This is a genomic window from Pseudomonas sp. MF08875, assembly GCF_059862525.1.
Map to the genome: position 1 here is coordinate 26,714 of NZ_JCBCUW010000052.1, position 12,394 is coordinate 39,107.

6 protein-coding genes are annotated in these 12,394 nt (G+C 67.1%); all 6 read right to left on the reverse strand.

Translation table 11 applies throughout. The annotated features are described in order from the left end of the window. Window positions 1–10: 10 nt before the first annotated feature. The 6 genes from yfiB to recC all read right to left on the reverse strand — a co-directional run bounded on the left by yfiB (window position 11) and on the right by recC (window position 12,288). Window positions 11–490 carry an outer membrane lipoprotein YfiB gene (gene yfiB / locus AC19YT_RS23715; protein ID WP_095105737.1) on the reverse strand — a complete coding sequence of 160 codons (480 nt, stop codon included), beginning with the start codon at window positions 488–490 and terminating at the stop codon, window positions 11–13. Window positions 491–519: 29 nt separating this feature from the next. After that, entirely contained in the window at window positions 520–1,788 is a 1,269-nt protein-coding gene (gene dgcN / locus AC19YT_RS23720) for a diguanylate cyclase DgcN/YfiN (RefSeq protein ID WP_095105734.1), read from the reverse strand. Beyond that, window positions 1,785–2,360: a regulatory sequestration protein YfiR gene (gene yfiR, locus AC19YT_RS23725; RefSeq protein WP_095105731.1), complete on the reverse strand. Its 576-nt coding sequence runs from the start codon at window positions 2,358–2,360 to the stop codon at window positions 1,785–1,787. Before yfiR ends, dgcN begins: the two co-directional genes overlap by 4 nt. A 717-nt stretch (window positions 2,361–3,077) precedes the next feature. Then, entirely contained in the window at window positions 3,078–5,153 is a 2,076-nt protein-coding gene (gene recD, locus AC19YT_RS23730) for an exodeoxyribonuclease V subunit alpha (protein WP_500611127.1), read from the reverse strand. Continuing rightward, window positions 5,150–8,842, reverse strand: a complete 3,693-nt coding sequence (gene recB / locus AC19YT_RS23735; RefSeq protein WP_500611128.1) for an exodeoxyribonuclease V subunit beta — start codon at window positions 8,840–8,842, stop codon at window positions 5,150–5,152. Before recB ends, recD begins: the two co-directional genes overlap by 4 nt. After that, a complete protein-coding gene (recC, locus tag AC19YT_RS23740; RefSeq protein WP_500611129.1) occupies window positions 8,839–12,288 on the reverse strand; it encodes an exodeoxyribonuclease V subunit gamma in 3,450 nt (1,149 codons plus the stop codon). Before recC ends, recB begins: the two co-directional genes overlap by 4 nt. Window positions 12,289–12,394: the final 106 nt, after the last annotated feature.

Consider the following 12,394-nt stretch of genomic DNA (forward strand, 5'->3'; position numbering starts at 1 on the left):
GCCGCGAGGCTTAGTCGGCGCTGACCACGATCGATACCCGGCGGTTTTCGGTGCGCCCGGCCGCGGTGGTGTTGCTGGCCACCGGTTCGCTGCTGCCCAGGCCGCGCAGTTCGATGTTGTGTTCGGGCATGCCCACGGAGGTCAGCACCTTGGCCACGCTTTTGGCGCGGCGCAGGGACAGTTGCTGGTTGTAGGCCTCTTTGCCCGAGGAGTCGGTGTGGCCGTCTACGCGCACGTGGTTGATGCCCACGCCCATCAGGGCTTTGCCGATGCGTTCGACAATTTCCGTGCTCGGTGCGTTGAGGCTTTCCACGTCGCTGCCAAACAGCACCTTGCCCGACAGGCCAAAGGCCCAGCCCTCCTCGGTCAACTCGAAACCTTGTTGCTTGAGCACGGCGATCTGCGCCGGGGTCAGGCCTTTGGGCGGGGCGCTCTGGCACCCGGCCAGGGCCGCAAGGGCGATGAACAGGGTCAGGGTGAAGAAACGCATGGAACGCTGAGTCAAAGAGAACACGGAATTTAGCTCCTGGTTTGCACGTGGGCGGCCGAGTGCTCCGACCCGGCCGTATGTTGCCCGCCCCGCGAGAGGCGTTTGGCGTGGTACATCGCCGCGTCGGCGGCATCGATCAGCGCGCTCGGAGTCGCGCCGTGGTCGGGGTAGACGGCAATGCCGACACTCAAGGAGGTCATCACCGCCGCGTTGCCGGGCAACTGCACGGGCAATGCCATGCTGGCGATGATTTTGTCGGCGATGCGCTCGGCGTCTTCGATCTGGTGCAGGGGCGCAAGCAGTACCGCGAACTCGTCGCCGCCCAGGCGCGCCACCAGGTCTTCCTCACGCAGTTGCGCGCGCACCCGGTTGGCCACGGCCACCAGCACCGCGTCGCCGGCGGCGTGGCCGAAACGGTCGTTGATGCCCTTGAAGCGGTCGCTGTCGAGGAACAGCACCGCGACCCGCTCGTCGTGTTTGCTGGCATTGCGCAGGGCGCGGATCAACCGGCCTTCGAAGAACGCACGGTTGGGCAGGCCCGTGAGGCTGTCGTGGCTGGCCTGGTGGGCGAGGCTTTCGTTCTCGCTTTGCAGGTGGTTTTGCCAGGTTTCCATTTCATCGAGCAAAGCATTGAAGTCGTTGCCCAGGTTGTCCAGCTCGACGATCCGCGCCTTCGGTACACGCCGGTCGAACGTGCGCTCGCTGCGGGCGGCGTGGGCCACATGGGCGAGGTTGCGCAGCGGCCCGGTGATGCCCTGCAACTGGCGCCGCGCCAGGTACAGCGCGACCCAGGCACTGAGGGCCGTGCACAGCACGATACCCGCCAGGCCACTGAGCAAAAAGCGCAGCAAGCTGCCGCCATGGCCCACCAGCAAGAGGCTGCCGACGGTGCGGTCCTGGTGGACGATGGCCAGGGTGATGGGTTTTTCCAGGAAGCTGCGCGCCACCTGCATTTCCAAATGGGAAAACAGGCCGTTTTCCGGGCGCTGCCAACGCGCCACCAATTGGCCTGTGGCGTCGAACACCTGGGCATCGGCCACTTCTTCGGTGGCGGCGATCAGCGCCAGGGCTTCGGTGGCGGCCTGTTTGTCGTCGAACACCACCGCCGCTTCCACGGTGTAGCTGATGGACCGGGCGATCAGGTGCAGGTTGTGGTCGGCATACACCCGCAAGGCCAGCATGCCCAGCAGGGTCAGGGAGACACTGGCCATCGACACCGCTGCCAACGCCACCGTCAGGTGCCCGCGACCGATCACCGATTGCAGGGTTGGGCGGGCCGAGCGGCTGAACAGCTTCACGGCTCTGCCGCCCGCCGACGCGACAATTGCAGCACGCTGGGGTGAATGCGCACGCCGCTGCGGGCTACGGAGTCGAGGTTGACCTCAAACGACACCTGCTGGTCGCTGACCCGCAGGCAGAACAGGCTGCCCACGGTGCATTGGTCGCCGCCCTCGCTGATGCTCAACACCGGGCGCCCGGTGAGGTCACTGAACAGACGTGTGCGTTGGTCGGCGTTGAGTTTGCCGATGTACACCGAGTCGCAGTCTGTGAGAATCGCCGGGTTATCCGCCAACAGGCGCCGCACCTGCACGGGGCGGCCGGTGGCTTGGGTGGTGCCCTTGACCAGGTCGTCGGTGTATTCGGTGGGCCCGACCACACACAGGCGCAGTTGCTGCGGTTCCACGGGCCAACGGGCGTAGCTGAGAATCCCCAGCACCACTTGGGTGACAGCCTGGGCACGCTGCTCGGCCATACTCCGCGGCGCAGCGGCTTGGGCATGGGCGAACGGGGCCGACAGACAGAACAGGCTGGCCAACAGGAACTGCTTGCATCCACCCATGCGCTCTGCCGGCGACACAGCCACAACCATGCAGGAATTCTCTTCTAACTACGTAGGATAATGCCGCAACGATAGCACAGCGCCTTTAGCCGGTGGGATCCAGACCACGCCCCTACAGTTCAACGGTGGGCTGGGTCGGGGCGGCGATCCGAGGATGGCAGCGGTATGCCTGATGCTTCTTCACCGGCAGGAATACCGCCATCGCGGGCAGGCCCGCTCCCACAAAATTCTGCCCACCCCCACAGAATCCTGCCCACTCCCGCAGGGAAGGGTGACAACCAGGCCTGCGTGGTAGCCCGACTCCTACGGCTTTTGCTTTTGATCTGGCTTTTGATCTTGATCCACCCGCCCCATTCCCAGGAGGCCGAACGCAGGCCTTGAGCAGGGGGCAGTTCGGCAGGGATGCCGAACTAGCCGCGATGGGCCATGGAGGGCCCTTCGCGGCGCGCCCCCGGAGCAATGCCGGAGTGAGGGAATGTCGAGCGTTAGCGAGACACCGGATGGAGGGGCAAAACCTTTTGGTTCCTTTTGGGGCGTTTGCCAAAAGGGACCCGCCGTCAGGGCGGAACCGCCAGCCGCCCCCCCCCAAAAAAACGGATATGCCCCCAAACCTAAACCCCAGTTATGTAGATACCTAGGCCACGATGGCAGCGGTATGCCTGATGCTTCTTCACCGGCAGGAATACCGCCATCGCGGGCAGGCCCGCTCCCACAGAGTCCTGCCCACTCCCGCAGGGGGTTGGGGTGCTATGCCAGCTCCAGCATCAACCCACTCAGGCGCTTGACCTTGCGCCGGGTGGCTTCTTCAAACACGCCGGCGCGGGGCTCGATGAGGCTGAACCAGTGTTTGGCGCGGGTGATGCCGGTGTAGATCAGCTCTTTGGTCAGCACCGGGTTGAGGGCGTCGGGGAGGATCAGGGCGGTGTGGGCGAACTCCGAGCCTTGGGATTTATGCACGGTCATGGCGTACACGGTTTCCACGTCATTCAGACGGCTGGGCAGCACAAATCGCACCCCGCCCTGGCCGTCGTTGCGGGCGAAGGCCACCCGCAGTACCGGGCGTAGGGTGCCATTGGCGTCCGGTTCCGGCAGGTTGAGGGCGATGCCGATGTCGCCGTTCATCAGGCCAAGGCCATAGTCGTTGCGGGTCATCAGTACCGGGCGGCCTTCGTACCATTGCTGGTCGCTGTCGATCAGCCGCGCCTTGAGCAACGCGGCGGTGATGCGCAGGTTCAGGCCCTCCACGCCCCACGGGCCTTTGCGCACGGCACAGAGCAATTGGAACTCATCGAACGCCCCCAGTACCGCGCCGGCCCATGCAGCCCAGCGCGGGTCGTGCGCCGGCGCGTGCGGGCGGGTGCTGCGCAGCAGGCTCAGGTAGTGGCGGTAGCCCTGGGGGCCGTCGCCGTGGCCGTCGAGCAGCAGGCGTTCGAGGGCGCGGTCCTGTTCGCCCTTGAGGGGCAGGCAAAACAGGTCGCCATGGCTGTGCGCCGCCAGCAGGGCGCGGGCTTGCTCGGGTTGTTGTTGGTTGACCCAACGGGCCAATTGGCCGATGCCGCTGCCTTCGCCGAAGCGCCGCGAGTGGCGCAGCATCACCACTTGCTGGGCCAAGGGGTGGCTGGCGTCGGTGTCTTGTTGCAACCCGGCGCCGCCGAGGGTTTCGCCGCTGGCCGCCTCCAGCCAGGCGCGGGTCTGCGGGTCGTACCAACCGGCCTCGGCGTCGCGGCACAGGTCGCCGAGCACGGCCCCCGCCTCCACCGAGGCCAATTGGTCCTTGTCCCCCAGCAGCACCAACCGCGCGTGGGGCGCCAAGGCGTCGAGCAGGTTGGCCATCATTTCCAGGTCGATCATCGAGGCTTCGTCCACCACCAGCACGTCCAGCGCCAGGCGATTACCGGCGTGGTGGCGAAAGTGCCGGGTGCCGGGGCGGCTGCCGAGCAAGCGGTGCACGGTGGTGACGTCGGCAGGGATGCGCGCGCGCACCGCCTCGTCCACCTCCAGGCCGCGCACTTGCTGGCTGATGGATTCGCTCAGGCGCGCCGCCGCTTTGCCGGTGGGCGCGGCGAGGCGGATGCGCAGCGGCTGGCCCGCGGCCACAGCGGGGGCCTGCAATAGCGCCAGCAGGCGTACCACGGTGGTGGTCTTGCCGGTGCCGGGGCCGCCGGTGACGATGCTGAACCCGGCGCGGGTGGCCAGGGCGCAGGCGAGTTTTTGCCAGTCCACCGGTTGGCTGGCGTCTCGGGCGCCGAACAGGGCGTCGAGGCGCGCACGCAGGTCGGTGTTGTCCCCTTCGTGCACAGCCAAGCGCTGACGCAAGGCGCTGTCGATGCGCCGCTCGTAGGCCCAGTAACGGCGCAGGTACAGGCGCGTGCCCGCCAGCACCAGGGGCCGTTGCCGCGCCTCGGCGCTGTCGTCCGCGGCCCCCGCCACCAGGCGGCTGCCGGCCAACGCCTGGCACCAATGGGCCCCGTCCAGCCCGGCCAGCACCTGGGAGGGCAAGAGGATTACCGAGCCGTCACCCTCGGGCGGCAGGGACAGGGCGAAGTCCGGCGCCTTGAGGGTTTCCACCAGGTCCAGGCACACATGGCCGTGGCCCAGTTGATGGCTGGTCAGGGCCGCCGCCAGCAGCACCAAGGGGTCGCCGCCCGGTTCCAGTTCATGCAAAAAGCGCACGAAGGCCAGGTCCAGCGCCCGCAGCCAACCGCGTTCGGCCCAACGGCTGAACACCCACAGCGGGTCGTCGGTGCGGCTCAGGGGCGCGAGGGCGGCCAGTTGTTCGGCGTCCAGGGCGACGGGCAGCAAATCGGCGAAGGCACGGCTCATAGCAAAACTCCTTGTTCCCACGCGGGTTCGGCCTTGGGTGCCGGGGGTTTGCCCTGGAAGAGCAGGTCCAGGTGTTCGATCAGTTCACGGGGCGGGCGCACGAAGTAGCTGCCCTGGCTCGGCGCGCGGCTGCCGCGCATGAACAGGTACAGGGCGCCGCCCATGTGCCGGTCGTAGTCGTAGTCGGTGAGCCGCGCTTTGAGCTGGCGGTGCAAGGCCAACAAATACAACACGTACTGCAAATCGTAACGGTGCTCCAGGATAGACGCCTCCATGGCCGCCGCCGTGTAGGCGGTGTCGTCGGCGCCCAGCCAGTTGGATTTGTAGTCGGCCACGTAATAACGGCCCTCGTGCTCGAACGTCAGGTCGATAAAGCCTTTGAACATGCCGTTGAGCAGCACAGGCTCGGCGGCCACCCGGGGGGCGCCGCCGTGGGTGTGTTGGCACACCAAGCGATCGAGTTGGCGCACGTCAACCTTGTGGCTGGCGAACCAGAATTCCATTTCGATGCGGTACTGCGTCAGTTGCCCGAGCACCACGGGCGGCTGCCCGGCGCCGATGGCCAGCGGCACGTGCAGCAGGTGGGCGAGCCAGTCGCCCAGGGTGTCGATCCAGCCTTCCCAGCCGCGGCGGTTGCAGCGCCGGGCCACGGCGTCGTTGAGGCTGGCGCGGTCCACGGCGAAGCCTTCGTTGCCGGCCCACTCCAGCAAGCCGTGGAGGAAGGTGCCCGGGTTGGGGCCACGGGGGAAGCGGTGGATGTCGCCGCCGCTGCTGACCACTTCGCGCACGGCGTCGGGGTCGAGGCGTTCGTCGTCGAAGAGTTTTTGCGCCTGGGGGTTTTCCGGCGCCTCGTCGCTGCCTTCGCTCAGGCTTTCGCCCAGGCGCAGGGCGCTGTAGGAGGCGATCCACCAGTTCTGCGTGGCGCGGCGCGCAGGCACAAGGGCCGGCAGCAGCGCGGCGTCGTTGCGCGGGGGGTGGAAGCGCACGTCCTCGGCAGGCGGCAAGTCGGCGCAGTGCACCGCGTCGCAGCCGAGTTGCAGGCCCTCAAGCCAGGTGCGCAACCCGGCCGGCTCGGCCAACGCGGCGCCGCCGCCGAGCAGGTAGCCCAGCGCCGAGAGGTGCAGCACCGAGCGGTTGTGGTTGCCGCGCTTGAGGTCCGCCACCCCCAGCCAGCAGGCATGGCGGGCGCGGGTCAGAGCCACGTAGAGCAGGCGCAGGTCTTCGGCCAGGCGTTCGCCGTCGGCCAGGGCAATCAGCTCGGGGGTGGGCCGCAGGCTGATCTGGGGGCGGTCGAATTCGTCGTGGTAGCTCAGGGGCAAACGGCTGCCGTCTACCGGTTTGGCCGAGCAGATGAACGGCAGGAACACCAGGGGATATTCCAGGCCCTTGGATTTGTGGATGGTCACCACTTTGACCAGTTGCTCGTCGCTTTCCAGGCGCAGGATCTGCTCTTCGCCGGCCTGCCCGGACGCCGCCAGGTGTTCGCCCAAGTGGCGGATCAGCGCTTGTTCGCCGTCCAGTTCCGCCGCCGCTTGCTGCATCAGTTCGCTCAGGTGCAGCAGGTTGGTCAGCACCCGCTCGCCGTCGTTGCGCGCGATCAGGGTTTGCGGCAAGTGGAAGTCGTGCAGCAAGCGGCGCAGCATCGGCAGCACGCCCTGTTTGCGCCACAGTTCGCGGTAGCCGCGAAACTGCATGACCCGCGCCTCCCAGGCCAGTTCGTCCTGGTTCAGGCGCTCCAGTTCTGCCAGCGGCAGGTTCAGGGTCGGGCACGCCAGGGCGGCGCGCAGCGGCCGCTCGACATCCGGCTCGGCGCAGGCCTTGAGCCAGGCCAGCAGGTCGTGGGCTTCCTGGGCGCTGAACACCGAGTCTTTGTCCGACAGGTACACGCTGCGCACGCCGCGCGCGGACAACTCGCCACGCACGGCTTGGGCTTCCTTGCCGTCGCGCACGAGGATGGCGATGTCTGCCGGCAGCAAGCCGCGCAGGGCCTCGCCGTCGCGGGCAAACCCGGCGCGGCCCTGCTGGCCGCCGTTGAGCAGTTTGACGATCTCGCTGGCGCAGGCCGCGGCCAGGTGCTGGCGGTACTGCATGCCGGCCAGTGGCTGTTCACTGGCCAGGTGCCAAATGTTCAGCGCCGCCAGGGCTTGGCCGTCCACCTGCAAGTGCTCTTTGCGGCCCTGGGACTGCACGGCCAGGAACGGCACCGGGTTGTCGCCATCGGCCTCGCGGAACAGGAACGCGCCGCGCCCGGCCTCCCGCGCCTCGGCCCGCTCGAACACATGGTTGACCGCCCGCACCATGGCGTGGCTGGAGCGGAAGTTGGTGCCCAGGGTGTGCAGGCGCCCGCGGGTGGCTTGGCGGGCGCGCAGGTAGGTGTAGATGTCGGCGCCACGGAAGGCGTAGATCGCCTGCTTGGGGTCGCCGATGAGGAACAGGCCGCTGGCCGGGTCGTTGTCTTCGATGCGGTAAATGCTCTCGAAGATGCGGTACTGCACCGGGTCGGTGTCCTGGAATTCGTCGATCAGGGCCACTGGAAACTGCTCGCGGATCAGCGCCGCGAGCCGCTCGCCGCCCTCCACCTGCAACGCCGCGTCCAGCCGCAGGAGCATGTCGTCGAAGCCCATCTCGGCGCGGCGGCGTTTTTCCGCCTCAAAGCGCGCGCCGATCCAGCGTGCCGCGTGTTGCAGCACTGCGGCGTCCGGGGTGGGCAAGGCGTCGAGGCTGGCCTTGAGCGCGGGCATGGCGTCCAGCCCGGGGTGGTGCGGCGGCTCGCCCTTCCAGGCTTCGGCCATGCCGTCAGGGGTCAGGCGGGTAAACCCGGTGCCGATGTCCAGTTGCTCCTGGTGTTCATCTGCGGCCCAGGCGCTGAGTTTCTCGAACCAGGGCTCGAAAAAACGCGCCTGCATCTTGCGCCCATCGACGGTTTTCGCGGCCACGCCTTGCAGGCAAATGGCCTTGAGTTCATCGGCCCATTGCAGCCACGGCGCTTTGAGTTGCACCAGGGCGGCGCGGCGCTCTTGCAGGCATTCTTCGATCAGTTCGGCGGGGGGCTTGCCTTCTTCGCCGTGGCGTTCGCTGGCAAACAGCGCCCGCACCCGAGGCAGCAGAGCGGCCGGCCCGCCCCAGTGGGCGCGCACCCAGTTCAGCGCATCGCCCTGCATGGGGTAGCAGAACAGCCGCCAGTAATCGCGCAGCACTTCGCCGAGCAGGTCGCTGTGGTCGGTTTCCAGGGTCTGGGTGAACAGGCTGCCGCTGTCGAAGGCGTGTTCGCGCAGCATGCGCTGGCACCAACTGTGGATGGTCGAGACGGCGGCTTCGTCCATCCACTGCGCGGCGATGTCCAGGCGATTGGCGCACCCGGCCCATTGCTGGGGGGTGAATTGCCCGCGCAACTCGTCGATCAGGCTGTCGGGGGCCGGGGTTTCGTCGCGAAAGAACCGCGCCGCTTCGGCCAGACGTGTGCGGATGCGCTCGCGCAGCTCTTGGGTGGCGGCGTCGGTGAAGGTCACGACGAGAATCTGCGGCGGCAGCAGCTCGCGGCCAAAGCCTGCGGCCTCGCCGCCGTGGCCCAACACCAGGCGCAGGTACAGGGCCGAGATGGTGAAGGTCTTACCGGTGCCGGCGCTGGCTTCGATCAACTGGCTGCCGCGCAGGGGGAAGGCCAGGGCCAGTGGCGCTTGAGGGGTCATGGGCGAGCCTCGTCTTGGGCTTGGGAGCGCCAGGGCGCATCGAGCAGCGGGCGGTACAGGGCGTTGCACCAATCGGCGAAGGTTTCGTCGCTCACCAACGCGTTGTAGTCGGCAAACTGGCGGGCCAGGGCCGGGCTTTCCCGACGCTCGCCCTCAAAGGTCTGGCCGTCGCCTTCATAAGCCTCGCGCGCGGCGGCGTCGGCCTTGGCCGGGTCGCTTTGGCTTAGCCAGGCGAATGCGGTTTTCACCGCCACCGGCAAGGGTTGGCGCATGCCGCTTTGCCAGGCTTGCAGCACGTCGCCGAGCAGGGCTTGGGCGGCGCCCGGTTCCAGGGGCGCGAGCAGCAGGGTGTCGTCGCTGGCCACCAGGGCGGTGGTCATCGGCCAGCCACTGGCGCACGCGGCCAAGTGGTTGACCCAGGGGCGGATCAAGCGATGCCATTTGCGGCTTTTGATCGCGCCGATGCCGTTGGCGATGGGGGTGACCGCCAGTAACGCCCCGTCGCTGCGCCGGTGCAGGCCACCGAGCCAGCCTTCGAGGGTGACGCCGTGCAGGTCCAGGCTGATGGCCATGGCGCTGGCCAGCGGCGTCGGCCACAGGGCCAGCAGCTGTTGGTGGCGTTGCAACAGGCCGGGCAGCGGCTCCATCAACTCGTGCTGCAAGCATTGGCCGAAACCGGCCATGGGCAGCAGGCCACTGCCCTGTAGGCGCCGGGCCTGGGCGGCGAGCGCGGCGTCGGCCTGCTCGGGGGCCAGCAGCGCCGCTTGCAGCAGGCTGTCGCTGAGGTTGTAGCGTTGCAGTGCATCCAGCACGAAGGGTTCTTCGTCTTCCAGCGGCGCTTGCGCAGCTTCAAAGAACACTTTCAAGCGTTGGCTGAAGAAGTGCCGCACCGGGTTGCGTAAAAAGTCCTGCAACTGCCCCAAGGCCAAGGGCTCTTCCTGAACGTAAGGGCCTAGGGCCTCGACCGGGGCGATGGGTGCGCAGGGTTGGTGCAGGGCCTGCCATTCCCGGGCGTAGCTGAACAAGCCCGCGCCCTGATGGAAATAGCGGGCACTGAAGGGTTGCAGCGGGTGTTCTTCGGTGACGGCGGCCAGTAGGTCGCTATCATCGGCCAGCCGCCAACCGCTGGCCAGGTGATCGCGCAACTGGCCGATCAACACCGACGCCGGGCGCTCGCTGTTGTCGCGGATGCTGCGCCCGACCCAACTGATGTAGAGCTGCTCGCGGGCCGAGAGCAGGGCTTCGAGCAGCAGGTAGCGGTCGTCCTCGCGCCGCGAGCGGTCGCCGGGGCGGTAGTCGCTGCCCATCAGGTCGAAGTCCAGGGGCGGCTGGGCGCGGGGGTAATCACCGTCGTTCATGCCCAACAGGCACACCCGTTTGAAGGGGATGGCGCGCATCGGCATCAGGGTGCAGAAGTTCACCGCACCGGCCAGGAAACGCTGGGACAAACGGCCCTGGTCCAACCCGGCAAGCCAGGCTTCGCGCACCACGGTGAGCGGCAGCTCATCTTGCAGGCCCACGGTTTCGCAGGTTTCCAGCCAGGTTTCGCGCAGTTCTTCCAATTGTGCGAGGAGGAAGTCGTCGTGCTCGGTGGCCGCCAGGAAGAACAACTGCATCAACCCTTGCAGACGTTCGCCCCACTGCGCCGGGGTGGCGGCGCTGGAGAACTCCTGGTGGGCGCGCTGCAAGGCGTCGAGCAGGGCCACCAAAGGGCCGATCAACGCCGCGTCGAGGCCGCCGATTTCATCGTAGGGCTCGATGCCATCACAGGCCTCGCCACTGCCGACTGCATAACCCAGCAGCATACGGCGCAGGCCGAACTGCCAACTGTTCTGCTCCAGGTCCGCCGGCAGGCCCAGGCCGGCGCGCTGCTGGGCGTTGATGCCCCAGCGGATGCCCGCGCCTTCGATCCAGCGGTGCAGCGTGGGCAGGTCGCGCTCTGCAATGCCAAAGCGCTCGCGCAGGGCGGGCACGTCCAGTAAATCGAGGATCTCGCTGACCGGGAAGCGGCTGTCGGGCAACTTGAGCAGGTGCTCCACGGCAATCAGCAACGGGTCGCGGCCACGCTGGCCCTGGTCGGCCAGGGTGAAGGGGATGAAGCGCGAATCGTGGCGCTCGAGTTGGCCGAACACGGCGCGGATGTGCGGGGCATAGCTGTCGATGTCCGGCACCATGACGATCACGTCGCGGGGGTTCAGCTCCGGGTCGGCGCTGAAGCGGGCCAAGAGTTGGTCGTGGAGGATCTCCACTTCACGCTGGGCGCTGTGGGCGATGTGAAAACGGATCGACTCGTCCGCCACCAGATCGACCGCGGGCCAGTGCTCGCGGGTTTCCGCCAAGGGGCGCAGTTCGAGAATGTCGTCCTGCAATTGGTTGAGCAGAGTGTTCGGGTTGTTGTCGCTGAACAGGTCGATGCGCCCGTCGCGAAACGTCGCCCGGTAACTGCCGGGGTCGTCGTAGCTGTCGAGCAGGCTGATGTAGTCGCGCCCCTGCTTGCCCCACGCGGCCAGCAACGGGTGAGCGTGCTGGTGCAGGGTTTGCGGGTCGATGACCTGGGGCATGCCGGCCTTGCGTGCCTGGCGTTTGTATTGGTGCCGCAACAGGTCTTTATCGGCGACGATGTCGGCCCAATGGTGCCGGCAGGGGTTGTGCACGCACAGCAACACCTGGCTGAACCGCGCCAGGCCCGCCAATGCCTCCAGGGCCTGAGCCGGCAGCGAGGAAATCCCGAAAACGATCACCCGCGACGGCAGACCCAGGGGCGCTGTGTCCAGGCTATGGATGCGTTCGATAAAGCGCTGGTGCACGCCGGCACGGCTCTGGGCCATGCCTTCCTGGCCCACGTCCAACAACAGCGCGCGCCACAATTGGGCCTGCCAGCAATTGGCCGGCGTCAGGGGTTTGGGCTCGCCTCGGGCATTGCGCAACTGATGGCGGCCGGCGGCCCAATCTTCGAGCCAGTCGGCGCGGTATACCTGGTATTGGTCGAACAGATCGGCCAGGCGCTCGCAGAGTTGGTAGCGCTTGCGCAGGTCGGTGTCGTGGGTGAGGAAGCGTTGCAGCGGCTCGAAGTGCGGCTGGTCAATCAGCTCGGGCAGCAGGCGCATCAGGCGCCAAGTCAGCGGCGCTTTGTCCAGCAGGGACTTGGAAGGAATCTCGTCACGGCCCAGCACCATGCGATAGAGCTGCCACATGAAGCTGCCGGGCAATTGCACATCGATCGCGGCGGCGATACCGCAGCCGCCGAGGTCGTCGTCCTCGCGGTCTTCGGCCAGTGCCAGTTTCAGCCATTGGGCGATGCCATTGCTCTGTACCAGGGCAATTTCATTCTCCAGGGGCGCCAAGGGGTAACGCCGCATCAGGTTTATCACCAGGCTGCGCAGTTCATCCAGGCTGTTGCTCTGAACCACCATGAAACCCGCACTGAGAGACGTCGCATCCGGCATGGGAGCTTCCTTGAAAAATGCAAAAAACCAGAGGCGAACCTTAGCACTGTCCGCTGCTGACCAACGGTGAGGATTCGGGTGCACTTGCGCGCTTTTCCATCGCGCA

Bases quoted from the DNA above. Each gene is read 5' to 3' on its own strand.
- yfiB (WP_095105737.1), bottom strand. From the start codon at position 490: ATGCGTTTCTTCACCCTGACCCTGTTCATCGCCCTTGCGGCCCTGGCC.
- yfiR (WP_095105731.1), bottom strand. From the start codon at position 2,360: ATGGTTGTGGCTGTGTCGCCGGCAGAGCGCATGGGTGGATGCAAGCAG.
- recD (WP_500611127.1), bottom strand. From the start codon at position 5,153: ATGAGCCGTGCCTTCGCCGATTTGCTGCCCGTCGCCCTGGACGCCGAA.
- recB (WP_500611128.1), bottom strand. From the start codon at position 8,842: ATGACCCCTCAAGCGCCACTGGCCCTGGCCTTCCCCCTGCGCGGCAGC.
- recC (WP_500611129.1), bottom strand. From the start codon at position 12,288: ATGCCGGATGCGACGTCTCTCAGTGCGGGTTTCATGGTGGTTCAGAGC.